This is a genomic window from Streptomyces sp. NPDC059224 (assembly GCF_042754285.1).
Classification (GTDB): Bacteria; Actinomycetota; Actinomycetes; order Streptomycetales; family Streptomycetaceae; genus Streptomyces.
This window is the reverse complement of the sequence record NZ_JBHZAN010000014.1, coordinates 121,926-145,744: the sequence shown is the minus strand read 5'-3', so window position 1 is coordinate 145,744 and position 23,819 is coordinate 121,926. Positions and strand designations below refer to the sequence as shown.

Genomic DNA, 23,819 nt, shown 5'->3' with positions numbered 1-23,819 from the left:
AGGCAGGATTGTGACCATGTCCAACACTCCCATGGCAGCGAACCCGCTCACCCGGGCCGTACTCGAGATCGACGAGTACGCCTCCGGCCTCGGCTGGGACCAGCCCGCTCGCCTCTTCGCCCTCGTCGACACCGCACGGCTGCGCACCCAGGAACCGGCTCTCGCCGCCCAGCTCGGTCTGGAGGACGAGTCCGCGACCACCGGTCTCACCCCGATCGAGCAGGACGAAGTGCCAACGGACAAAGCGCTGGACGAGTTCCTCGGTACCATCGCCTGGCCGGACGCGGTGGTCGGCTGCGCGCTCACGGTGGAGCGGCTGATGCTGCCGCCGTCCGCCGAGACCCAGGTGCCGGAGGGGCTGAGCGAGGCCAAGCTGGCCACGTGGGTGGCACAGCACCCCGGCCGGCAGGAGGTCCGGATGACGGTCGGCGTGCTGCGGGACGGCAGCCGCGACTCGGCGGTCCGGCTGCGCGAGAAGGACTCCCCGACGGAGGTCCTCACCGGCCCGGACCTGGTCCCGGGCCTGGCGGAGGCGCTGAAGGCCACCTTCGCGGACTGAGCCCCTCGCACCCGGCCCGCACCCGGCCCGTGTGCGGCCGCATACGGCACCGGGGGCGGCCCCTCGTCAGGAGGGGCGCCCCCGGGCCTTTCAGGTCCCCTGCGGGCCCTCAGCTCTTGGTGCCGCACTTCGGCAGGGCGGCGGTGTCCCCGTCGCGGATGTCCTTGAGGGCGCCGAGGGCGTCGTCGATCGTCTTGACCTTGACCAGGGTGAGCCCGCCCGGGGTGTCCTTCGCGGCCTCGGCGCAGTTGTCGGCCGGGGTCAGGAAGTACTGGGCGCCCTTGCTGCGCGCCCCGATCGTCTTCAGGGAGATGCCACCGATCGGGCCGACCGTGCCGTCGTCCGCGATCGTGCCGGTGCCCGCGACGAACTTGCCGCCGGTGAGGTCGCCCGGGGTGAGCTTGTCGTAGATGCCGAGCGCGAACATGAGGCCGGCGCTCGGCCCCCCGACGTCGGCGAGCTTGATGTCGATGGAGAACGGGAACGTGTGATCGGTCCCGGCGGAGATCCCGACGATGGCTCGCTTCTCGCCGCCGGTGGAGGTGGTCGTGGTCAGCGTGACCTGCTCGGTCCTGGTGGCCGTCCTGTGCGCCTTCTCGGCGGCGGCCTGTTCCTTGGCCGGTACGACCGTGAACACGACGTCCTCGCCGGGCTTGTGCTTGGTCACCAGCGTGGCGACATCGGCCGGCTGCCTGACCGCCGTACCGTCGACGGCCTTGATCACGTCGCCGGCGTGCAGCTTGCCCTCCGAGGGCGAGCCCTTGAGGACCGTCGAGACGATCACCCAGGACTTCACCGGGACACCCAGCTCCTTCAGGGCGGCGACCTTCGCGCTCTCCTGGGACTCGCTGAACTCCTCGGCGTTCTCCTGGGTGGACTGCTGCTCGGTCTTGCCGTCCGGGTAGAGCGTGTCGTGCGGCACGACCTTGTTGTCGTGCGAGAGCCACCCGTAGACGGCCTCCACGAGGTTCATCTTGTAGTCGGCGCTGGTGACCCGGACCGTTGTCATGTTCAGGTGTCCGGAGGTCGCGTAGGTCTTGTGGCCGGAGATCTGCAGCACCGGCTCGCCGCCGTGGTCCCCGAGCGTGTTCACGGTCGGGCCGGGGGACATCTCCGAGTACGGCACGGTGATGAGCACTCCGGCGCACAGGAGTGCGATCAGCATCAGGGTGGAGGCGAGCATCGTCGCGGTGCGGCGTGGCATGCGAAGACAGTACGGGACGTGTCTGTCAGCGCACCGTCAGGGCCACCCGCCGGGCACGCCTCAGCTGCGGGAGTGGGACCTCTCCATGGCCTCGCGGAACCGCGCGTATCCGTCGAGTTCGGGCCCGTCGCTGCGGGCTCCCCTGGTCCGGTTGGCCCAGCTGCCCCACAGACCGGCGGCGACCGCGGCCACAAGCGGAATCAGCAACCAGACAAGCGCCCCCATGCCGACCTCCCAACCCCATGACCGTCCGCGACTGACTGATCAGCAGATTAATCGTCTGCACTGACAACGCTCACGTGGGGGGTACGGTTACGCAACCGGAGGCCGGACAGGTGTTCTTCAGCAGGCCCCGACCCATTCCTCCGTCCCATCCGAGAACTTCTGGTGCTTCCAGATGGGCACTTCGTGCTTGATGTCGTCGATCAGCTTCCGACAAGCCTCGAAGGCGTCTCCGCGATGCGGACACGACACGCCGACGACCACGGCGAGATCACCCACCCGCAGGTCTCCCACCCGGTGCACCGCGGCCAGCGCCCGCACGGGGTACTCGGCGACGATCTTCTCGGCGATCCGCCGCATCTCGCTCTCCGCACTGGGATGACACGAATAGCCGAGCGCGTCCACGTCGGCGCCCCCGTCGTGGTTGCGCACGGTCCCCACGAACAGCGCGACACCCCCGGCCGCGTCGTCCCCCACGGCCGCGAAGACCTCGTCCACCGACAGCGCGTCCTCCCGGATCCCGATCAGCTTGACGGGATCTTCGGCACCCAGCTCACCGGGATGATCGTTCACAGCAGCCATACCCCCATCGTGCCGCAAGCCCGGGAGTAGGGGGAATACGCCCGACCACCGGCGCACGCGCGCGCACGTTTGGAGACTCCTACGAACTCCCGGCTCGCCGCCCGCGGCCCGCGGTCAGATCCGCCGTCGGGCCTTGCGTGCCCGTCGGACCACCGCCGCCGCGCCCAGCAGGGCCACTGTGGCGCCCGCCGCGCCCGCGGCCGTCGCGTCCTTGCGGCCGAGCCGCCGCCCGACCACCGTGTGCCGTCCGGCCACCTCCTCCAACAGCTCGGCGAGGACCTCCTCGTTGGTCCACCGCGGCCGCCACCCGGCCTCGTGCAGCCGGCTGCCGCTCACCACCCACGGATACATCGTGTAGGCGAGATCCCCGGCGGGCGACGGCGTCAGCCCGATCCGGTGCAGCCGGGCCGCGGCGCCCAGCGCCACCGCCGAGGGCAGCTCCATCCGCCGGATCCCGCTGAGCTCCTCGACCTCTTCCTGCTCCAGCCATCCGTCGCAGCCGACGGCGAGCTCCCCGTCGACCTGCTCCAGGACTGCGTACTCCAGCGCGCTGCACAGGTCCTCGACGTGACAGAACTGCCAGGCGGGTCGCGAACCGGCGACGACAAGCAGCCGAGGCGACTCGAAATACCTGGTCAGCGCGGTGTCCGTGCCTCCGACCAGCACCGCCGGGCGCACGACGGTGACATTGAGCCCGGGGTGCGCGCGGGGCGCCCGGCGGGCGAGCCGCTCGATCTCCAGCAGGTCCCCCACGCCGGTCGCCTCCGCCGTGGCGCGCAGCTCCGCGTCCTCGGACAGCGGCAGCTCGTTGTCCGGGAGCGCGCCGTAGACCATCGCGGAGGTGCACAGCACCACGCGGTGCACCCCGGCCGCCGCCGCCGCGGTCAGCACGGTCTGCGTGCCGCGCACGTTGTAGGCCGTACGGGCGGCCGGATCGGTCTCCAGATCCAGGTCGAGCGCGAGATGCACCACCACGTCGGCCCCGCGGAGCTTGTCCGCGATGGCCGGATCCCGCACGTCGAGGATGTGCCACTGGGCGTCCGCGCACTCCCCGCGCCGCTCGTCGATGGCGATGACCCGCTTGACCCCCTCGGACGCGGCCAGCCGCTCGGTGAGCAGCGCGCCGACCCCGGTCGCGGCGCCGGTGACGGCGACGACGGGCCCGCGCACGGCGGCAGGGGTTGACGGGTTTCGCGCTGCGCGAACCTGCGGATCTGGGGAACTCACCGGGCGTCTCCAGCGGTTGTCTTCAGTACGAGCGTGAGGGACGCGTACGTACCAGGTGGCATCCATCCTGCCGCAGGCCGACTGTCGGCGAAGCACCGAGGCCCGATCGGGTCGAGGTGTCTACGCTGGGTGGTGTTGTCGGGCAGCCGCGCCGCCGGGAGAGAACCGGTGGCCTTACCAGCCGAGGATTCCCGTGAGTGACACCCCATTCGGTTTCGGCCTTCCGCCGGAGGAGCCGGAAGACGGCGACGAGGGCAAGAAGAAGGACCAGCAGAGCGGTGGTGGGCAGGGACCGGCCAACCCGTTCGGTTTCGGCACACCCGGGGCCGGCGGCTTCGGCGGCCCCGGCGCCGACAATCCGTTCGCTGCCATGTTCGGTTCGCTGAACCCCACCGACCTGGGCGCCGCCTTCCAGCAGCTGGGCCAGATGCTCTCGTACGAGGGCGGCCCGGTGAACTGGGACATGGCCAAGCAGATCGCCCGCCAGACGGTCTCCCAGGGCACCTCGGACGGCGTCAAGGACGCGAGCGTGGGCCCTTCCGACCGCACGGCGGTCGAGGAGGCGGTCCGGCTGGCCGACCTGTGGCTGGACGACGTGACGTCGCTGCCGTCCGGTTCCGGCTCGGCCGTGGCGTGGTCGCGCGCCGAGTGGGTCGAGGCGACGCTGCCCGCCTGGCAGGAGCTGGTGGACCCGGTCGCCGAGCGGGTCGGCGCCGCGATGGGCGACGTCCTGCCGGAGGAGATGCAGGCCATGGCCGGCCCGCTGATCGGCATGATGCGCTCGATGGGCGGCGCCATGTTCGGCACGCAGATCGGGCAGGCCGTCGGGGTGCTCGCGGGCGAGGTCGTCGGCTCGACCGACATCGGCCTGCCGCTCGGCCCGATCGGCCGGGCCGCGCTGCTGCCGGCGAACGTCGAGGCGTTCGGCAAGGACCTCGGCGTCCCCAAGGAGGAGGTGCGGCTGTATCTCGCGCTGCGCGAGGCGGCCCATCAGCGCCTGTTCGCACACGTCCCGTGGCTGCGCTCGCACCTGTTCGGCGCGGTCGACGGGTACGCGCGCGGGATCAAGGTCGACACCGCCAAGCTGGAGGACGTGGTCGGCCAGTTCGACCCGCAGAACCCCGAGCAGCTTCAGGACGCGCTCCAGCAGGGCATGTTCCAGCCCGAGGACACGCCCGAGCAGAAGGCGGCCCTGGCCCGTCTGGAGACGGCGCTGGCCCTCGTCGAGGGCTGGGTCGACGCGGTGGTCCACGCGGCGGCCAAGCCGCGCCTGTCGTCCGCCGACGCGCTGCGCGAGACGCTGCGCCGGCGCCGTGCCACGGGCGGTCCCGCGGAGCAGACGTTCGCCACGCTGATCGGCCTGGAACTGCGCCCGCGCCGGCTGCGGGACGCCTCCCGCCTGTGGGCCTCGCTCACCGACGCGCGCGGTGTCGACGGCCGGGACGGCCTGTGGGAGCACCCGGACATGCTGCCGACGGCGAGCGACCTCGACGACCCGGACGGCTTCGTGCACCGCGAGCAGCTGGACTTCTCCGAGCTGGACAAGATGCTCGGCGAGGCGGCCCAGAAGCCCGACCTGCGCAAGAAGGACGACCAGGCGGAGGGCGACCAGGCAGAGGGCGACGACACCGAATGAGCCTGTACGACGACGCGGTCCTCGTCCTCAAGGGGTACGAGGACCAGGAAGAGCTGCGTCAGGACTACCTGGACCACCTCGCCGCGCACCCCGACGGCATGTGGAAGGCGTGTCACGCGGGGCATGTGACGGCGAGCGCGCTGGTCGTCGACCCCGAGCAGGGCCGGGCGCTGCTGACCCTGCACCGGAAGCTGCGGATGTGGCTGCAGATGGGCGGCCATTGCGAACCGGGCGACGCCACGCTGGCCGCGGCGGCCCTGCGGGAGGCGACCGAGGAGTCCGGGATCCCCGGGCTGACGCTGCTGGACGGCGGTCCGGTGCGCCTGGACCGGCACCCGATCCCGGCGCCGTGCCACTGGCACTTCGACGTCCAGTACGTGGCCGTGGCCCCGCAAGGCGCCATCCATGCGATCAGCGACGAGTCCCTGGACGTGCGCTGGTTCGCCTACGACGAGGTCGCCGAGGTCGCCGACGGTTCGGTCGTACGCCTGCTGGAGGCGGCCCGAGCGCGGCTCTGAACTGCTCAACCGCGCGGGCCTGTGCCGAGGCCTGGGTAAGGGGCGCCCGCCGAGGCGTGCGCCCCTTACCCGGGGGCGTCAGCTCCAGGCGTTCCCCTGGTTCATACCGCGCGCGCCCTGCTGGCCCATCCCGAACTGGGCGGCGAGGCCCTGGCCGATCTGGGCGCCCTGCGGAGGCAGCAGTTCACTCGGCTGGACCAGCGCGAAGCCACTTCCCATGAAGCTCAGCTCCCAGCCCTCACCGGTGCTGCCGCGACGCCGCCACACGCCCGAGGAGTGCGTCTGGGCCTGCATCTGGACGCGCAGCCCGGTGGACCAGGCGACGATCGCGTCGGCGTCGCAGTTGACGTACTTGTCGGGGGTGACCTGCATCAGCAGCGGCGCGCCCGAGGTCATCAGGGCGACCTTGCCGCGTCCGGTGATGTTGAGCTGGTACTTCCCGGAGCCGGAGATGCCGTAGAGGCTGTCCACGGCGACCACCTCGTAGTGCAGCGAGGAGTCCATGGCGAGGACGTAGCCGCTGTCCACGGTCAGGCCCTCCTGCTCCACGTCCAGGACGTGCACGTGCTGGGCGAGGTTGGCGAGGTAGACCGTGCCCTGCCCGTGGCAGCGCATCAGGTCCAGGCCCTCGCCGGTGTACGCACGCGCGCGTGACTGCTGGTTGTTCGTGTACTCGGCGTCGAACTCGACGAGCCCCTGGTAGGCGACCATCGTGCCCTTGCGGGCGAGGACGTCGTCGTGGCCCTCCAGGACGACCCGCAGCATCTGCTTGTTCTGCAGGCTGTAGCGGTCCCGGGCCTGGGAGTCGTTGAACGCGAAAAGCGGGCTCTGCATGATTCTCTGGCTCCCCCTCAGCCCCGGAAACGAAGGCGGTCGGTGCTGTCCTCGCTGGGCTGGACGACGACGATGCCCTGCCCGGAGAAGGCCATCTGGAAGGCCTCGCCGCTGCCCCGGCCGATCAGGGACTGCGCCTTGAAGCTGCGCTTGCCCTTCACCTTGAGGTTCGGCGACCAGGCGACCAGCGCGTCCGGGTCGACGTACGTCTCGTCCTCGCCGCCGCCGCAGTCGACGACGATCGGCTTGCCCCGGGAGGTCAGCGCGACCCAGCCCTGCCCGGAGATCTTGGTGTTCCACAGGCCCTGGCCGGCGAACTTCGCGAGCCCCTTCACGCGCTCCACGCCCCACGTGAGGTGAGCGTCGAAGGCGAGCAGGTTGGTGGCGTTGACGGAGATGCCGTCGCCGTTGAGGTTGATGACGACGACGTTCGCGCCGTAGTCGGCGAGGTAGAGCAGTCCGTCGCCCGAGCACTTCATCAGCGGCGCGCCCTCGCCGGTCATCCAGTCGCGGGCGATCTGGCGGACGGCCGGCGGGTTGGGCTCGTACTGGACGAAGCCCTCGTAGGCGACCATCGACCCCACACGCGCGAGGAGGTCGCTGCCGGTCTGCATGGCGACCTTCAGCATGTGGTCGCCGTGGTTCTCCATGCGGGCGGTGACGGGTGCGGGGGCGTAGCCCGCGAGCGGCTGGTTCATGACGGGCTCCCTCAGACCTCGTACGGCTGGACCACGATGAAGTTGCCGGGGGCGCCCCGGAACTGCAGGTTGACGCTCTCACCGGTGTCGCCGGGATAGGCGTTGCGGCGCATCCGGACCTGGCTGGAGACGATCACCTGGGAGGCCGCCGACCAGGCGACCACGGCGTTGCAGTCGGCGAACGTCGTCGGTGTCACGGGCAGCACGACGGGCGTGCCGTGCGTCTTGACGACGATCGTGCCGGTGCCCTGGAACTGCATCGTGAACAGCGCGCCGCCCGGAATGCCGTGCCCCTCGATGCGGCGGACCTCGTACTGGAGGCTCTCGTCGAAGGCGAGGACGCTTTCGGCGGAGACACAGATCGCGTCGCCCTGGAGCTCGATGGGGTGCAGATAAGCGGAGTTCTCGGCGAGGAACACCTGGCCGTTGCCGGTGCAGCGCATCAACTGCATCTCCTGGCCGGTCGCGTTGCCCACGATCCGGCCGGCGAACCCGGCGCCCTTGTAACCGAAGTCGACCTTGCCCTGGTAGAGCACCATGCTGCCCTGCCGGGCCAGCGCCGGCTGGCCGCCCATGCCGAGGTCGACCCGGACGAGCTTGCTGTTCTGCTGCGTCCAGCGCTGCCCGGTGGGCGTCTCCTTGAACTTCTGGAGCGCCGCGCCCACTCCGGCACCGCCCTGCGGAGTGCCTTGCGGGACTCCGTAGGTCTGCTGGCCGGGCACCTGCCCGAACGGCGGCTGCTGGCCGTATCCCGGGGGCGGGGCCGGGGCCTGCGGGTATCCGGGCTGCGGCGGCGACGGAGGCTGGCCGTAGCCGGGCGGCACGGGCGCGCTCGGGGCGGGCGGCTGACCGTAGGGCGCCGGCGCCGGGGGCGGCACGGTGCCGGGGCCGGGCGGGGCCAGCGGGGCGATGACGGTGGGCGCGCCGTGCATGTTCGGAACCGGCGCGGGGCCGGGTGCCGGGGGCGGGGCGAAGCCCTGGGGCGCGGGAGCGGGCGCGGGGGGTGCCGGGGCGGGCGCCGGGGCCGGGGCGGGGGCGGCGAAAGCGGGCGGCGCGAATCCGGGCGCGGTCCCGGCCTGCGACGGCTGCGGCTGCGGCGCGGGGGGCTCCTCCTCCGCCACCACCTCGCCACCGAAGTTCTTCAGCAGCGCCTCCAGACCGCCGTCGAAGCCCTGCCCGACGGCGGCGAAGCGCCACACGTCCTTCAGGTAGAAGTCGCCCAGCATCACGGCGCGTTCGGTGGAGAACTCCGAGCCGTCGAAGGAGTAGCGGGCCACCTCCTCGCCGCCCGCGACGATCCGGATGTATCCGGGGGCGACCTGCGACATCTGTCCGGCGCCGTCGAGGGTCGCCGTGAACGCAAGCTTCTGGATCTGCGGCGGGATCCGGTCCAGCGTGACCCGGAAGGACTCCGTGTCGCCCGCCTGGGCACCCAGCAGCTGGATGGACTCCTCGGGGGACTTCGGCTGGTTGAAGAAGACGAAGTACCGGTCGTCCGAGAGCCGTTCGTCGGCGTCCAGCCCGAAGCAGCTGATGTCGAAGGACAGTCCGGGCCCGGCGATCTGCACACCTACGTACAGATCCGTGCCCGCCGTCAGGTCACTGATCCTGGCCTTGTGGCCGCGTTGGAATTCCCTGGCCATGCGCTACGACCGTCCCCCATCCCGAATGTGAGTGCGTCGCGCCAGGCTAACGGCTAACGCGGACATCGGCGGAAGTCGGTACAGACCCGGTACACAACCGGACTCGGCAGGCTCCGAAGGGAACGCCTGCGAGGCGTGTCACTCGTCGCGGGCGCCGGGCGGGTGGGGGAGCCGGTCGGCGGCTACCACTCCTTCGAGGTAGCCCCGGGCCCGCTCGGTGCGCGGATACGCCTCCAGGAGCCGCCAGAAGTCGGGACCGTGCCCCGGTACCAGCAGATGTGCCAGTTCATGGCAGAGCACATAGTCGACGACGTACTCGGGCATGCCCTGGAGCCGGTGCGACAGGCGGATGCTGCCCTCGGCCGGGGTGCAGGAGCCCCAGCGGGTGTTCTGGTTGGTGACCCAGCGCACCGAGGCGGGGCGGGCCCGGCCGTCGAAGTACTGGGCCGAGAGCCGCTCGGCACGCTCGGTCAGTTCGGCGTCGCCCAGCACGCGCTTGCTCTCCTGGGCGGCGAGCTTGTTGAGCATGACGGTGACCCAGCGTTTCTCCTCCGCTTCGGACATCCGGGCGGGGATCAGTACGACGGTGCGATCGCCCTCGCGGTACGCGGAGACCGTCCGGCGGCGCCGGGCGCTTCTGCGGACCTCGATCGCGCTCACCCCCAAGCCGCTGGGCGGCTGGCTCGTCATGCTGCGCTGTGGGTTTCCGGCGCTGTGCAGTGGGTCGGCGGGCACGCCCCGACGTTACCCGCTGCACAAGGGGGAAGTCCCGGGTCCGGGACGGTTCGATCCCGATCCCCCACCATGCGTTTGATTTGTACGACGAACACCCACCGCCTGTGGACAACTTTCGGCGGCCGCCGAACGGGCCGGGCATGCTGGCAGACGTCGGGGGAGCGTGACCGGCTCCACCCGCAGACGGGGATCTTCCATGACTTTTCGACATCTACGGGGGACCGGCATGAGCTACTTCGGAAACTGGCGAGAGCCACGGGGAACCGGCGCGAGCTGCGGGGGTCTGTCATGCATCCGCTGGTGAAGCCCGCGCTCCGGCGCGGCTGGCGTGATCTCAACACGGTGCAGTTCGGGATGACGCCGGCGCACGCGATGACGCTCGGGCCGATGGACACCGCCACCGGCAGCTTCCTCGACCTGCTCGACGGCGCCCGCGGGCTCGCGCTGCTGCGTGCCGAAGGACGGCGCATGGACCTGCCGGACGGGCACGTCGACGCGCTGGTGGAACGGCTGTCACGGGCCGGGCTCGTCGACGACGCGCACGGCGGCGGGCAGGCCGCGGCGGCGCTGCGCGCGAAACAGGAGGTCCTGGACCGGCTCGGTCCCGATCTCGCCTCGCTGTCCCTGATCACTCCGGAGCCGGGCGGGGCGATCGACCGGCTGGCGGCCCGGCGCGTCCTGCGGGTGCAGGTGCGGGGCGCGGGGCGGGTCGGTGTCACGCTGGCCGCGCTGCTGTCGGGGGCGGGTGTCGGTGAGGTGGACGTGCGGGACGTGGGCCGCGTCCAGCAGTGGGACGTGGCGCCGGGCGGCCTGCCCGCGGAGGCGGTCGGCGAGCGGCGGGACGAGGCCGCCCGCAGAGTCGTCCGCCGGGCGGCCCCGGGCCGCCCGCCGCGCCGTGCGGAGCCCGCCGACGAGGAGCCCGGCTTCTCCCTGGTGATCATCGCGCCGCGTGACGACGTCCTGGTGCACGCCCCGGACGCACGCGCCGCCGAACCGCTCATGGCCTCCGGGACACCGCACCTCTACACGGGTGTCGTGGAGGGCACCGGCGTCGTCGGCCCGCTCGTCCTGCCCGGCGGGACCGGCTGTGCCCGCTGTCTGCACGAGCACCGCTCGGACCGGGACCCGGCCTGGCCACGCCTGATCGCGCAGTGGCGGTCCGGGCAGGCCCGCCGGGTGGGGGCCTGTGATCTGACGCTGGCGACAGCCGTCGCGGGGCTGGCCGCCGCGCATGCTTTGGCCTTCCTCGACGGGGAGTCGCCGTCCGGTACCGGAGTGCGCTGGGAGGCCTCCGTGCCGGCCCTGCACTGGCATGCGCGGCCGGTCCGGCCGCATCCCGCATGCCCGTGCGGAACGGCGGAGAAAGCTAAAGGGGAGCACTCATCAACCAACGAGGCTCCACACGAGACAATGGTGGTGCAACGGCCGTCGGCGGACCGGTGAAGCCACACGGACGCAGCGCGGCCGACTGGGACTTGGAGGGCGCATGTCTGATCTTCCCCGCAAGGCGGTCACCCGGACCGCCAAGCTCGCCGCGCTCCCGCTCGGCATCGCCGGCCGGGCGACCTGGGGTCTGGGCAAGCGCATCGTGGGTGAGTCCGCGGAGATCGTCGGCCGCGAACTGCAGCAGCGCACCGCGGAACAACTCTTCAAGGTCCTCGGCGAATTGAAAGGCGGGGCGATGAAGTTCGGGCAGGCCCTGTCCGTCTTCGAGTCCGCCCTTCCCGAGGAGGTCGCCGGCCCCTACCGCGCGGCCCTCACCCGGCTCCAGGACGCCGCACCGCCGATGCCGACCCGCACCGTGCACGCGGTGCTCGCCGAGCGCTTGGGCGAGGACTGGCGGGAGCTGTTCCTGGAGTTCGAGGAGAAGCCCGCGGCGGCCGCCTCGATCGGCCAGGTGCACCGGGCGGTGTGGCACGACGGCCGGGTGGTCGCGGTCAAGGTGCAGTATCCGGGTGCCGGCGAGGCCCTGCTGTCCGACCTCGGGCAACTGAGCCGTTTCGCCCGTCTGTTGGGTCCACTGATCCCGGGTATGGACATCAAGCCCCTGATCGCGGAGCTGCGCGACCGGGTCTCCGAGGAGCTGGACTACGCCCTGGAGGCGCAGGCCCAGTCGGCGCACGCGGAGGAGTTCGCGGACGACCCCGACGTGGTGGTCCCCGCGGTGGTGCACCAGTGCGACCAGGTCCTGGTCACGGAGTGGATCGACGGAATACCGCTCTCCGAGATCATCTCGGAGGGCACCCAGGAGCAGCGCGACCGGGCCGGTCAGCTGCTGGCCCGGTTCCTGTTCTCGGGCCCGGCCCGCACCGGCCTGCTGCACGCCGACCCCCACCCGGGCAACTTCCGGCTGCTGCCCGGTGGGCCGGAGGACGAGGAGGAGTGGCTCCTGGGTGTGCTGGACTTCGGCACGGTCGACCGTCTCGCCGGCGGCCTGCCCGCCCCGATCGGCGACTCCCTGCGGATGACACTGGACGGTGATGCCGAGGCGGTCTACGAGCTGCTGCGCGCCGAGGGGTTCGTCAAGGACTCCATAGAGCTGGACCCCGACGCGGTCCTCGACTATCTGCTGCCGATCATCGAACCGGCGCAGGTCGATGAGTTCACCTTCACCCGCACCTGGATGCGCAGCCAGGCGGCCCGTATCGCGGACCCCCGCAACCCCGCCCACCAGCTGGGCAAACAGCTCAACCTGCCGCCTGCCTACCTGCTGATACACCGGGTGACCCTGAGCACCATCGGCGTGCTGTGCCAGCTGGGCGCGACGGTGCGGTTGCGGGAGGAACTGGAGGGGTGGCTGCCCGGGTTCCTGCTCGAAGAGGCCGAAGAAACGGAAGACGTCGCCGATGCCGTGGCGGCCGAGGTGGTGGAGGCGGCCGCGGAGGCCCAGTAGAAGGAGCGCGGGGCGGTGATCACCACCAGGACGAGTCATGCCGGCCCTCGATCGCTCTGAGGTGCTCCCGGGAGCAGGCGTCGCACAGGAACTCGCGGACGCCGTTCTCCACGGAGCAGGTCCAGGTGGCGGGCGAGGGCCGTCGGCCGGGGTGCCGCAGCGGGCACACACCGGGGTGGGGGCTCCGTCGCGGAGCCATCGTGATCACTGCCTCCGGGAGGACTCGCCACCCGGCGACGCAACGCCGCGGCATCGCATCCGCGGGCACAACGCACCGCGGGGGCCGGTCCGTTCGGACGGACCGGCCTCCGCGGGAAGCTTTCTCCTCCCGCAGCCGGGAGGCCACCGCCTCAGGTGTTCGGGATCACTGCATGACGGCCATGGCGAGCGCACGGCGGGCGCGCATCGAGGCGCGCTCGGCCCGGCGCTGCATCCGGCGAGCGGTCGCCAGGCGCGCGGCCCGGTTTTCCCGCTCGGCCTCGTGCAGTCGCTCGCGCATATGCGCACGAGCCAGGGCTTCTGGGATGAGTTGCATTTCGCGGGTCCTGTTCTGACGCGAACCGGTGGTCGTACCGGCGTGGGTGAAGTCTGGGATCGCGGAGCCGGTGGGCTCGCTGACGGACGGCTTCATCGGGGCCTGCTTCTTGGGATCGTGCGTGAGGGGACGGTCGATCGTTCCGTGGATGTTCATGCCGAGACCGGGTTCTTGCGCGGGCGGCCACGCGGCCGCTTGCGGGCGACGACAACACCCTGGACGAACAGCTCGCCACCCCAGACACCCCAGGGCTCGCGCCGCTCCTTGGCGCCGGCGAGGCAGGCCTCGATCAGCGGGCAGGTGCGGCAGAGGGACTTGGCGTACTCGACGTCCGCCGGCGACTCCGCGAAGAAGACCTCCGGGTCGTAGGAACGGCAGGGGACGGGCACGCCGAGGTTCTCGATGGCGTCGTCGAGCGCGGTGAGCGCGGTGAGGGGGATCAAGGTGGAGTCCTCCGTGGAGCCGGGCGGCGGGTTCGTTTGGGAAGGCGGTACGGACGGGGCGTGCGCTTCGAGTTGCACGGCTGTTGTTCCTCGTCTGGTCGTGCCGGTCGGGTTGGACCGGTTGGCGGCTGGTACCGGGTTCTGCTCGTGCCCGAGGCTCCTTCGCCGTTCGTCCCTGTGGTGGGGACAAACAGAAGGGCCGCGGATCCCGGATGGGGTTCCGCGGCCCTGAAGGCGCCGGCCTGATCGATTCAGGCTGGATCACTCCAGGGTTCTGGCCCACGGAAGGCCCACATCAGGTGGTGCTGCGTCGTCTGCTTCCGGCTTCCGGCACCGGCCGCCGTAAAGGCATAGGCCTGGGCCCGTGCCACTACTGCTTCCAGTGCCTCAGTCGGTCGCTCATTGCGCTCACGGACGGGAAGGCCCGCGAGGGAAACGGAGGAGGACGCCGGACGCACGGCAGGAATGCCGGACAGACCGGTGCCCAGGTTCGAGACGCCGAGCATGCACGCGGAGACGGCCGAGAGATCGGTCATTTTGGCCGCACTGATGTTGGTCTTGATGCTGATCACTGGACTCGCCTCCTCTCGGCGTCTGGGGGGACTGGGATGAGCCAGTCCACTCGGATATGCAAGTACAACACGGAACCGGGCCTTCGAGAAGGCCGCCGTTTCCGTGCCTAGAACCTATGGGGATTGCCGGGGCATGCGCAAACTATTTTTTCGACGAGTTGGCATCAGTCCCCCGCTGCGGCTCCCCCGGGCTGCCGACCTGCGCAGATGGCCAGAACATCGGCGCCGTAACGGTTGAGCTTGCGCATGCCGACGCCAGGGATCCGGGCCAACTCGCGGTCGTCATCGGGCGCGTTCTCGGCGATCGCCATCAGCGTCCTGTCGGTGAAGACGCAGAAGGCGGGCTGGCCGCTGAGCCGGGCCTGGTCCGCGCGCCACTCCCGCAGCCGCTCGTAGAGGCCCTCGTCCATGTCGGAGGGACAGTCGTCGCAGCGCATCAGTTTCATCTCACCGGCGTCGGTGAGGGTGCGTCCGCAGACCCGGCATCGGGCGGGGGTGCGCTGCGTACGGCGGGGCGCGGCCACGGGAGCGCCGGTGAAACCGCGCTCGACGCCTCCGGGGCCGGCGCCCGGACCGCGGCCGACGGTGCCGGTGGAGCCGGGACGCAGTCCGTCCAGGAAGTGGCTGGGCCTGCGGCTGGGGCGGCCGCCGGGGGTGCGGGAGAGGGACCAGGAGACATGGAGCCGCTCCCTGGCACGCGTCACGCCGACATAGAGGAGACGGCGTTCCTCCTCGATCTGCTCGTCGGTCTTCGCATAGGTGATCGGCATCATCCCCTCGGCGACACCGACCAGGAAGACGACGTCCCACTCCAGCCCCTTGGCCGAGTGCAGAGAGGCGAGGGTGACACCCTGGACGGTCGGGGCGTGCTGGGCACCCGCGCGCTCGTCGAGTTCCGTGACGAAGTCCGCGAGGGTGGCTGCGGGCCGGGCGGCCGCCACGTCGTGCGCCAGGTTCACCAGGGCGGCCAGTGACTCCCAGCGCTCCCGGACCGCGCCGGAGCCGGCCGGCGGCTCCGTGGTCCAGCCCTCCCCCGAGAGCACCGCACGCACCTGCGACGGCAGGTCGACGGTGTCGTCGAGCAGTGCGTCGTTGCCGCCGAAGCGGGCCGCGGCGCGCAGGGCGACACCCGCCTTGCGCACCTCGGGCCGGTCGAAGAACCGCTCGGCACCGCGCAGCTGGTAAGGCACGCCGGCGTCGGCGAGGGCCTGCTCATAGGTCTCGGACTGGGAATTGGTGCGGAACAGGACGGCGATCTCGGCGGCCGGGACCCCGGCGTGGACGAGTTCACGGATCCGGCGGGCGGCGCCCTCGGCCTCGGCGGGCTCGTCGGTGTACTCGGTGTAGACGGGTTCGGGTCCCGCGGGCCGCTGGGAGATCAGCTCCAGGCGGTGGTCGGCGGCCCGGCCGTGCGCCTGGGCCAGCAGGCCGTTGGCGAGGTGGACGACCTGGGGTGTGGAACGGTAGTCGCGGACCAGCTTGACGACGGTGGCCCCGGGGTGGCGGGTACGGAAGTCGAGCAGATGGTCGGGAGTTGCTCCTGTGAACGAGTAGATGGTCTGGCTGGCGTCGCCGACGACGCACAGGCTGTCGCGGTCGCCGAGCCACAGCTCCAGCAGGCGCTGCTGGAGGGGGCTGACGTCCTGGTACTCGTCGACGACGAAGTGCTGGTACTGGGCGCGGACCTGCTCGGCGATGTCCTGCCGGTCCTGCAGGACGGCGACGGTGAGCAGCAGGACGTCCTCGAAGTCGATGACCCTGCGGTCCCGCTTGAGGTCCTCGTACACCGAGTAGATCTGGGCGATCTCGGCGGCGTCCCGGGGGGCTTCGCGGCCGGCCTTCACGGCGGCGGGCTGATAGTCGGCGGGGACGGTCTGGGTGACCTTGGCCCACTCGATCTCGCCGGTGACGTCGCGCAGCTCGCCCCGGTCCAGGCGGATGCGGCAGGCGGCGGCCGCGTCGGCGACCAACTGGACCTTTCGGTCGACGAGCCGGGGCAGCGAACCACCGATGGCTTTCGGCCAGAAGAACTGGAGCTGACGCAGTGCGGCCGAGTGGAAGGTGCGGGCCTGCACCCCCTGGGCGCCGAGCTGGCGCAGCCGGCCGCGCATCTCTCCGGCGGCACGGTTGGTGAAGGTGACGGCGAGCACGCTGGACGGCTGGAGGATGCCGGCCCGTACCCCGTAGGCGATCCGGTGGGTGATCGCCCGGGTCTTGCCGGTACCCGCTCCGGCCAGCACGCACACCGGCCCGTGCAGGGCGGTCGCCACCTCGCGCTGCTCGGGGTCGAGCCCATCGAGCACCGCGTCGGCAGAGTCCGGTACCTGCGGGAAGAGGGAGGAATGCGTTGCTGCTGTCACACAGCCATGCTGCCAGGTCGCCGGAGAATGCCGTGCCGGTTGTCCACAGGCGACCCCTCGCAGTCGTACTAATACGGCAGACGTCACCCGGGGCCGGTGCTGCGGGAATGGCGGACGGGCCGCGTACGTTCCCCTCCTGGACGAACTTCCCCGACCTGCCGAAGGAGCGCGAGCGAGATGCAGGGCACTGTGACGATGTACAGCACCACGTGGTGCGGCTACTGCCGCCGGCTGAAGAGCCAGATGGACCGCGAGGGCATCGCGTACACCGAGATCAACATCGAGCAGGACCCGGATTCGGCCGCGTTCGTGGAGAAGGCGAACGGCGGAAACCAGACGGTCCCGACGGTGCTCTTCTCCGACGGCTCGACGCTGACGAACCCCTCGCTGGCCCAGGTCAAGCAGAAGATCAGCGCGTAGTCCCTCTTCGCAACTCCCGCGTTTAGGCGCGTTGTTCTTCGCGTTCTTCGCGCAAGGCGGTCCCTGGTCCTGTTCAGGGACCGCCTTCGTGTGTCCCGTCCGGCTTGTCCCACACGAGGGTGTAGCGCCACAGCAGCCGGCGCCGGTACCGGCGTCCGGGAAGCACGTGCGCGGTGGCCCGCCGGACCTCTCTCCAGTTCATGATCGGGTCCTTCACGGGCATGCCGGACGGCTCGCGCTCGCCGCCGCGCCTGAGCGCCCGCAGCGCCAGCGCCACCGGGACCCCGCATCCGCTGATCACCCGGTCCAGGAGGGTGCGGTTGTGCGCCAGGCCGACGACGACCAGCCGGCCGCCGGGTGCGAGCAGCCCCACCAGCCGGTCGATCGCGTCGTCGAAGGGGGCGTGGTGGACGACGGCGACCGCGCTGACGAAGTCGTAGCTCCCCTCGTCGAGGAGCGAGCCGTCGAGATAGTCACCCTCCAGGAAGGTGACGGTTCCCGCGTCGTCCCGTTTCCGCGCCAGCCGGATCATCTCCGGTGACCGGTCCACGCCGGTCACCGACTGCGCCCTGGCCGCGAGCCCGGCGGCCAGCAGGCCGTCGCCGCAGCCGACGTCCAGGGCGGAGCGGCAGCCGGGCGGTACCGCGTCCAGCACCACCGGGTGGTAGTGGACGTTGTGGTTCCAGTAGGTGTCGTGGGTGTCGGTCATCAGCCGGGCCGCCGTCTCAGACGAAGCTCCTCGTCGGCAGCGGCTTGCCGTACCACATCTCGATCAGACGGGCCGCGATGGAGATCCCGTACGGCGGCAGGACGTCGCCGGAGTCGAAGGCGGCGCCCAGTTCGTCGCGGGAGAACCAGCGGGCCTCGTGGATCTCGTCACCGTCGACGTTGATCTCGGTCGAGGTCGCGCGGGCCATGAAGCCGAGCATGAGGCTGGACGGGAACGGCCAGGGCTGGCTGGCGACGTACTCGACGGGGCCGACGGTGACCCCGGCCTCCTCGAAGACCTCCCGGCGTACCGCCTGTTCGATGGACTCGCCGGGCTCCACGAAACCGGCGAGCGTGGAGAAGCGGCCCTCGGGCCAGTGCACCTGGCGGCCGAGCAGGATGCGGTCGTCCTCGTCGGTGACAGCCATGATCACGGCTGGGTCGGTGCGCGGGTAGTGCTCGGCGCCGCAGGCGGGGCAGCGGCGGATGTGACCCGCTGCGGCGATCACCGTGCGCTCGCCGCAGCGGGAGCAGAAGCGGTGGGTGCGCTGCCAGTTCTCCAGGCCGACCGCGTGCACCATCAGGCCCACGTCACGCGGCGACAGCAGCAGTCCGGCCTCGCGCAGCCCGGCCGGCCGCGCGGACTGGTCGATACGGCCGGGCAGGGCGTCCTTCTGGAGCGCGAAGTAGCTGACGCCGTCCTCGTCGGTGCCCAGGAAGTAGCGGTGCGCCTCGGTGAGGGGGGCCTCGAAGGAGGGGGTCATGACGAGTTCGGTACGGCCCTCGGGCGTCTCGTCGATGAGGACCTGACCGCCGGAGACCACGAAACAGCGGGTGTCGGGGTGGCTCCACGCCGCAGCGAGCCAGGCCTCGTCGAGCCGGTGGTGGGCGGCGCGGTCGATGCCGCTCGGGGCGGTGAGCGAGACGGGTCGGTCGGCGGTGTGGTCGGTCCAGGTGGTCACGGGTGCTTCCAACTCCCCCAGTGCAACGGATGTTTCAGCGGGCGGTTCAGCGGGACGAAGGGCGGGAGGAGACCGGGTCGGGCGGGGCGGCCCTTCCAGTGTGCCCCGCCCGCGGTGCCGCTCCGGACGGCGCCGACGGGTCAGGGTGCATGGCGCCAGTTCTCGGCCAGGTCACCCCACAGGTAGGCGCTGGTCTCGACGCCCTTGAGGAGAAGGTCCAGCTCAACCTTCTCGTTCGGGGCGTGCCAGCCGTCGGAGGGCACGGAAATGCCCAGGAAGAGAACGGGTGCGCCGAGCACGTCCTGGAGGTCCGCGGCGGGCCCGGAGCCACCTGAACGGGTGAACCGGACCGGCCCCTCGAAGGCGCGGCCCATGGCGCGCGCCAGTGACTGCAGGGCCGGGTGGTCGAGCGGGGTCAGGCAGGGGCGGGTGGCCGGCAGGAAGGTGATCTCGGCGCGGATCCCGGCGGGGACGCGTTCGGTGGCCCAGGCACGGACGGCCTTCTCGACGTGGTCGGGCTCCTGGCCGGCGACCAGCCGGAACGACAGCTTGACCATGGCCGAGGACGGGATGATCGTCTTGCTGCCGGCGCCCTGGTAGCCGCCGCCGATGCCGTTGACCTCGGCGGTGGGCCGGGCCCAGATGCGCTCCAGGGTGGTGTGCCCGGCCTCGCCCTCGGTGGCGTACGAGTGGGCCTCGCGCAGCCAGTCCTCCTCGTCGAACGGCAGCTCGGCCCACAGCCGTCGCTCGCGTTCGCCGAGCTCCACGATCCCGTCGTAGAAGCCCGGGATCGCCACGCGCGCGTGCTCGTCGTGCAGCGCGGCGACCAGCCGGGCCGCGGCGGTGGCCGGGTTGGGGACGGCACCGCCGAAGGCACCGGAGTGGATGTCCTGGTCGGGGCCGTGCAGGACGATCCCGCACTCGACCAGCCCGCGCATGCCCGTGCACACCGTGGGGGTGTCCTCGGACCACATTCCGGTGTCGGAGACGATCACGATGTCCGCGGCGAGCAGATCCGCACGTTCCTCGACGAGCGCCCGGAAGTGCGGGGAGCCGGACTCCTCCTCGCCCTCGATCAGCAGCTTCAGGTTGACGGCGGGTGCGGTGCGGCCGGTGGCGGCGAGGTGGGCGCGGACGCCGAGTGTGTGGAAGAACACCTGGCCCTTGTCGTCGGCCGCCCCCCGCGCGTGGAGGCGGTTTCCCCGGACGACCGGCTCGAAGGGGTCGCTGTCCCAGCCGTCCGCGCGGGCGGCGGGCTGCACGTCGTGGTGGCCGTAGACGAGGACGGTGGGCGCCTCGGGGTCGCCTGCGGGCCATTCGGCGAAGACGGCCGGGGCGCCCGGTGTCTCCCAGACCTCGGCGGTCGGGAAGCCCGTCCTCCCGAGTTCGGCGGCGAGCCAGTCGGCGCTGCGGCGGACATCGGCGGCGTGCTCGGGCTGGGCCGAGACGGAGGGGATGCGCAGCCACTCCGCGAGGTCGTCGAGGAAGGCGGCACGGTGCTGCTCGATGTACGAACGGACAGCGCTGTCCGGGGTCTGGCTCATGGTCACGAGCCTATCCGCCCGCGCCGACATCCTCGGCGGGCGGTTCGTCACACTCGCCCTGCCCGATGATCAGCCTTTCCAGGGTGGCCCGGTCCGGCAGATCCTCCGGCCGCTCGACCTCGCCGGTGCGCACGTGCACGAAGGCGGCGGTGACCGACTCGGGCGGCACGCCCTGCTGCTCGGCCCAGCCGATCCGGTAGATCGCGAGCTGGAGCGGGTCGGCGGGGCGAGAACGGCTGGTCTTCCAGTCGACGATCTCGTACGCCGTCCCGTCGCCGTGCCCGGTCCGGTAGACGGCGTCGATCCGGCCCCGCACGACCCGCCCCGCCAGGGCGAGCTGGAAGGGGGCTTCCACCCGGTAGGGCGTGCGGTGGGCGTACTCGGTGCGTTCGAAGGCCTCCTTGAGGGCCTCCAGGTCGCGTTCGTCGGCGATCTCGGCGTCGCTTCCGGGCAGTTCGTCGGGCTCCAGCATGGGCAGGGTGAGCTCTTCGAAGCGGGCCTCGACCCAGGCGTGGAAGCGGGTGCCCCGGCGTGCGGCCGGTTGTGGGGGGCGTGGCATGGGGCGCGCGAGTTCCTGCGCGAGCCCGTCCGGATCCTCGGCCAACCGCATCAGCTGGGTGGCGGAGAGCGTGGCCGGCAGGGGCACGTCGGTGACGCTGCGCCGGGCGCGCAGCAGTTCGCCGGTGAGGGCGTCGAGGTCGCGGTCCCAGGAGGCGATGGCGCGGGCCTCCTCGGGGGTGACGCGGGCCTCCTCCGGGACACGGGGGGCATGCTCCGGCGGGCGTGCCTGCGCCGGCGGGCGCGGGGGCGTGCGTTCCGCGGACGTGGCCTGGTGCGGGACCACGGGGCGGTCGGCGCTCAGGGATTCCCAGTCGGCAAGGTCCTCGTCCGGGGAGTCGTCCTCGTAGGGGCCGGGCTCGTCGCCGTAGGGGCCGGGCTCGTCGTCGGGCGGCGGGGGCCAGTCCGGGTCCTCGTGGCCCGCGGGATCGTGGGCGGCCGCCGGGTGGCCGTCCTCCCCTGCGGTGAGTGCGTCCAGGTGGGCGAGGACGGTCTCGGCGGCGGCACGGCGGCGGGCCAGGGCGGCCTCGTCGAGGGGCAGCGGCCACACCTGGTCGGCGCTCACCGTGTGCAGGGCCGGGTTCTCCTCGTCCTCCTCCGGTTCGGCGGCCCAGGCCTCGATCTCGCCGTGTCCGGTGGCGCAGTGGTCGTACAGGGCCTGGAGGAAGTCGGAGGGACCGCGCGGCTTCTTCTGGCTGGGGCCCCACCAGTGGCCGGAGCCGAGCAGCAGGGAGCGCGGACGGGTGAAGGTGACGTAGCCGAGGCGGAGCTCCTCGGTGTGCTGGTGGTCCTTCATCGCCTCGTGGAAGGCCTTCATGCCCCGCGAGTCCCAGGCCTCGACGTCGGGCAGGGTGTCGGTGTCGCCGCGCAGGGCGTGCGGGAGCACCTTGGCCTGGGCGGTCCACTTCTCGCGGCCCTGACCGCTCGGGAAGGTGCCCTTGACCAGGCCCGGGACGACCACGACATCCCACTCCAGGCCCTTGGACCGGTGCGCGGTCAGCACCTTGACGGTGTTCTCGCCGCCTGGCAGGGCGTTGTCGAGACCCTTCTCGTACTGGGCGGCGGTGCGCAGGAAGCCGAGGAAGGCGAGCAGGGTCGCCTCCTGGTCGCCGGCCGCGAAGGAGGCGGCGACGTCCAGGAAGTTGGAGAGCGTCTCCCGGCGGCGGGCGGCCAGTGCGTGCGGGGAGGCGGACAGCTCCACCTCCAGGCCGGTGACCGCGAGGACGCGGTGCAGGACGTCCATCAGCGGGTCGGACAGGGAGCGGCGCAGCTCGCGCAGTTCGGTGGCCAGGCGGGCGAAGCGCACGCGCGCGTCCGGCGAGAACGGCAGGCCGTCGTCCTGCCGCCCGGTGTCGAGCGGCAGCTCCAGGAAGGTGTCCAGGGCGTCCGCGAGCGATATCACCTCGGCCGGGTCGACGCCCTCGACGGCCTCGGCGAGCCTGCGGTCCGGGTCGTCGGCGTCGCCCACGCGCGCGTAGGACACCAGCAGCCGGGCACGACGGCCCAGGAGGGCGAGGTCGCGCGGGCCGATGCGCCAGCGCGGGCCGGTCAGCAACCGGACCAGGGAGGCGTTGGCTCCGGGGTCCTGGAGGACCTCGCAGACGGCGACGAGATCGGCCACCTCGGGCAGGTGCAGCAGCCCGGAGAGGCCGACCACCTCGACGGGGACGTCCCGTGCGACGAGTGCGCCCTGGATCTCCGCGAAGTCGGTCGCCGTACGGCACAGGACCGCGATCTCGCCGGGTGCCGTGCCGGTGCGGACGAGGTGGGCGACCGAGTCGGCGATCCAGTCCATCTCGTCGGCGTGGGTGGGCAGCAGGGCGCAGCGGACCATGCCGTCGCGTTCCGCGCCCGGGGCCGGGCGCAGGGCCGCCACGCCCGCGTGCATGGCGCGCAGCGGCTCGGCGAGGCCGTTGGCGAGGTCGAGGAGACGGCCGCCGCTGCGGCGGTTCTCGCTGAGCGCCTGGCGGGTGGCGGGGCGGCCGTCGGCGTGCGCGAAGTGCTCGGGGAAGTCGTCCAGGTTGGCGACGGAGGCGCCGCGCCAGCCGTAGATGGCCTGGCAGGGGTCGCCGACGGCGGTCACGGGGTGGCCGGTGCCGCCGCCGAACAGACCCGCGAGGAGCACCCGCTGGGCCACCGAGGTGTCCTGGTACTCGTCGAGGAGCACGACCCGGAACTCGTCGCGCAGCAGCCGTCCCACCTCGGGGATGCCGGCCAGCGCGGCGGACAGTGCGATCTGGTCGCCGAAGTCGAGCAGGTCCCGCTCGCGCTTGGCGCTCCGGTAACGCAGGACGAGTTCGGCCAGTTCACGGCGGGCGGCGGCCGTCTCGGGGACCTTGCGCAGGTCGGCGTTGCCGAGCTTGACGGAAGCGAGGGTGTTCAGCAGGCCGGCGTCCCAGGCACGCAGGTCCTCCGGGCGTACGAGGTGTTCGGCGAGCTCGGAGTCGAGGGTGAGCAGGTCGCCGACCAGGTCGGCGAAGGAGCGGGTGAGGGCCGGATAGGGGCCGGGGGCCTCGCGCAGCACCCGCGCGGCGAGCTGGAAGCGGGTGGCGTCGGCGAGCAGCCGGGAGGCCGGCTCCAGGCCGATGCGCAGACCGTGGTCGGTCAGCAGGCGGCCCGCGAAGGCGTGGTACGTCGAGACGACCGGCTCGCCGGGCGGATTGTCGGGGTCGATGACATCGGGGTCGGTGACGCCGGCCCTGACGAGCGCCTTGCGGACGCGTTCGGCGAGTTCGCCGGCCGCCTTGTTGGTGAAGGTCAGCCCGAGGACCTGCTCGGGGGCCACCTGTCCGGTGCCGACCAGCCAGACCACGCGGGCGGCCATCACCGTCGTCTTGCCCGACCCGGCTCCGGCCACGATCACCTGCGGGGCGGGCGGCGCGGTGATGCAGGCCGTCTGCTCCGGGGTGAAGGGGATACCGAGGAGCTCCTTGAGCTGCTCGGGGTCGGTGATGAGGGCGGGCATG

At 71.8% G+C, this 23,819-nt stretch carries 22 protein-coding genes; 6 read left to right on the top strand and 16 right to left on the bottom strand.

Translation table 11 applies throughout. The features are described 5' to 3' along the window. Positions 1-10: 10 nt before the first annotated feature. Positions 11-559, top strand: coding sequence for a PPA1309 family protein (locus ACFXI4_RS17240; RefSeq protein WP_384991349.1), 549 nt, complete (start codon positions 11-13; stop codon positions 557-559). 109 nt (positions 560-668) lie between these two features. Here the strand turns inward: ACFXI4_RS17240 and ACFXI4_RS17235 are convergent, their stop codons facing one another. From ACFXI4_RS17235 to ACFXI4_RS17220, 4 genes are all read right to left on the bottom strand, one after another. Beyond that, positions 669-1,763: a PDZ domain-containing protein gene (locus ACFXI4_RS17235; protein ID WP_384991346.1), complete on the bottom strand. Its 1,095-nt coding sequence runs from the start codon at positions 1,761-1,763 to the stop codon at positions 669-671. Between the two features lie 60 nt (positions 1,764-1,823). Beyond that, the gene (locus ACFXI4_RS17230) at positions 1,824-1,988 is read right to left on the bottom strand and encodes a hypothetical protein (RefSeq protein ID WP_362723011.1); all 165 of its coding nucleotides are present in this window, start codon (positions 1,986-1,988) and stop codon (positions 1,824-1,826) included. Positions 1,989-2,105: 117 nt separating this feature from the next. Continuing rightward, positions 2,106-2,567 (bottom strand): molybdenum cofactor biosynthesis protein MoaE, encoded by a 462-nt coding sequence (locus ACFXI4_RS17225; protein ID WP_384991342.1) that lies wholly within the window; start codon positions 2,565-2,567, stop codon positions 2,106-2,108. Between the two features lie 114 nt (positions 2,568-2,681). Beyond that, positions 2,682-3,794, bottom strand: a complete 1,113-nt coding sequence (locus tag ACFXI4_RS17220; protein ID WP_362723005.1) for an SDR family oxidoreductase — start codon at positions 3,792-3,794, stop codon at positions 2,682-2,684. A 193-nt stretch (positions 3,795-3,987) separates the two neighbouring features. On the opposite strand from ACFXI4_RS17220, the gene ACFXI4_RS17215 reads away from it, so the two are divergent. Together ACFXI4_RS17215 and ACFXI4_RS17210 are read left to right on the top strand one after the other, a co-directional pair. Then, positions 3,988-5,430, top strand: a complete 1,443-nt coding sequence (locus tag ACFXI4_RS17215; RefSeq protein ID WP_384991340.1) for a zinc-dependent metalloprotease — start codon at positions 3,988-3,990, stop codon at positions 5,428-5,430. Further along, the gene (locus ACFXI4_RS17210) at positions 5,427-5,948 is read left to right on the top strand and encodes an NUDIX hydrolase (protein ID WP_384991337.1); all 522 of its coding nucleotides are present in this window, start codon (positions 5,427-5,429) and stop codon (positions 5,946-5,948) included. Before ACFXI4_RS17215 ends, ACFXI4_RS17210 begins: the two co-directional genes overlap by 4 nt. A 78-nt stretch (positions 5,949-6,026) precedes the next feature. Here ACFXI4_RS17210 and ACFXI4_RS17205 read toward each other — a convergent pair whose 3' ends face one another. The 4 genes from ACFXI4_RS17205 to ACFXI4_RS17190 all read right to left on the bottom strand — a co-directional run bounded on the left by ACFXI4_RS17205 (position 6,027) and on the right by ACFXI4_RS17190 (position 9,858). Then, complete coding sequence (locus ACFXI4_RS17205) at positions 6,027-6,782, bottom strand: AIM24 family protein (protein ID WP_362722996.1); 756 nt, start codon at positions 6,780-6,782, stop codon at positions 6,027-6,029. Positions 6,783-6,799: 17 nt separating this feature from the next. Further along, positions 6,800-7,480 (bottom strand): AIM24 family protein, encoded by a 681-nt coding sequence (locus ACFXI4_RS17200; protein WP_362722994.1) that lies wholly within the window; start codon positions 7,478-7,480, stop codon positions 6,800-6,802. Positions 7,481-7,491: 11 nt separating this feature from the next. Further along, a complete protein-coding gene (locus ACFXI4_RS17195) occupies positions 7,492-9,123 on the bottom strand; it encodes a TerD family protein (RefSeq protein ID WP_384991334.1) in 1,632 nt (543 codons plus the stop codon). A gap of 138 nt (positions 9,124-9,261) precedes the next feature. Continuing rightward, positions 9,262-9,858 carry a M48 family metallopeptidase gene (locus ACFXI4_RS17190; RefSeq protein WP_384991331.1) on the bottom strand — a complete coding sequence of 199 codons (597 nt, stop codon included), beginning with the start codon at positions 9,856-9,858 and terminating at the stop codon, positions 9,262-9,264. 288 nt (positions 9,859-10,146) lie between these two features. On the opposite strand from ACFXI4_RS17190, the gene ACFXI4_RS17185 reads away from it, so the two are divergent. Next, positions 10,147-11,301, top strand: coding sequence for a TOMM precursor leader peptide-binding protein (locus tag ACFXI4_RS17185; protein WP_384991329.1), 1,155 nt, complete (start codon positions 10,147-10,149; stop codon positions 11,299-11,301). A 43-nt stretch (positions 11,302-11,344) separates the two neighbouring features. After that, entirely contained in the window at positions 11,345-12,751 is a 1,407-nt protein-coding gene (locus ACFXI4_RS17180) for an ABC1 kinase family protein (protein ID WP_384991326.1), read from the top strand. Positions 12,752-13,115: 364 nt separating this feature from the next. On the opposite strand, the gene ACFXI4_RS17175 is transcribed toward ACFXI4_RS17180, so the two are convergent. From ACFXI4_RS17175 to ACFXI4_RS17160, 4 genes are all read right to left on the bottom strand, one after another. Beyond that, positions 13,116-13,442, bottom strand: coding sequence for a hypothetical protein (locus tag ACFXI4_RS17175; protein WP_362720436.1), 327 nt, complete (start codon positions 13,440-13,442; stop codon positions 13,116-13,118). Beyond that, complete coding sequence (locus ACFXI4_RS17170; RefSeq protein WP_362720439.1) at positions 13,439-13,807, bottom strand: WhiB family transcriptional regulator; 369 nt, start codon at positions 13,805-13,807, stop codon at positions 13,439-13,441. The genes ACFXI4_RS17175 and ACFXI4_RS17170 overlap by 4 nt, the downstream gene beginning before the upstream one ends. Before the next feature lie 173 nt (positions 13,808-13,980). Beyond that, positions 13,981-14,265 carry a hypothetical protein gene (locus ACFXI4_RS17165; RefSeq protein WP_384991509.1) on the bottom strand — a complete coding sequence of 95 codons (285 nt, stop codon included), beginning with the start codon at positions 14,263-14,265 and terminating at the stop codon, positions 13,981-13,983. Positions 14,266-14,465: 200 nt separating this feature from the next. Then, positions 14,466-16,661, bottom strand: coding sequence for an ATP-dependent DNA helicase UvrD2 (locus ACFXI4_RS17160; protein WP_384991322.1), 2,196 nt, complete (start codon positions 16,659-16,661; stop codon positions 14,466-14,468). A gap of 177 nt (positions 16,662-16,838) precedes the next feature. Here ACFXI4_RS17160 and ACFXI4_RS17155 point away from each other — a divergent pair, with 177 nt between their 5' ends. Further along, positions 16,839-17,081 carry a mycoredoxin gene (locus ACFXI4_RS17155; protein ID WP_384991321.1) on the top strand — a complete coding sequence of 81 codons (243 nt, stop codon included), beginning with the start codon at positions 16,839-16,841 and terminating at the stop codon, positions 17,079-17,081. A 73-nt stretch (positions 17,082-17,154) separates the two neighbouring features. Here ACFXI4_RS17155 and ACFXI4_RS17150 read toward each other — a convergent pair whose 3' ends face one another. From ACFXI4_RS17150 to ACFXI4_RS17135, 4 genes are all read right to left on the bottom strand, one after another. Beyond that, on the bottom strand, positions 17,155-17,790 hold the full coding sequence (locus ACFXI4_RS17150) for a class I SAM-dependent methyltransferase (protein ID WP_362720450.1): 636 nt from the start codon (positions 17,788-17,790) through the stop codon (positions 17,155-17,157). 16 nt (positions 17,791-17,806) lie between these two features. Next, positions 17,807-18,751 (bottom strand): NAD(+) diphosphatase, encoded by a 945-nt coding sequence (gene nudC, locus ACFXI4_RS17145; protein ID WP_362720453.1) that lies wholly within the window; start codon positions 18,749-18,751, stop codon positions 17,807-17,809. A gap of 140 nt (positions 18,752-18,891) precedes the next feature. After that, a complete protein-coding gene (locus tag ACFXI4_RS17140) occupies positions 18,892-20,295 on the bottom strand; it encodes a dipeptidase (RefSeq protein ID WP_384991318.1) in 1,404 nt (467 codons plus the stop codon). 10 nt (positions 20,296-20,305) lie between these two features. After that, a complete protein-coding gene (locus ACFXI4_RS17135) occupies positions 20,306-23,818 on the bottom strand; it encodes a UvrD-helicase domain-containing protein (RefSeq protein ID WP_384991315.1) in 3,513 nt (1,170 codons plus the stop codon). Position 23,819 lies beyond the last annotated feature (1 nt).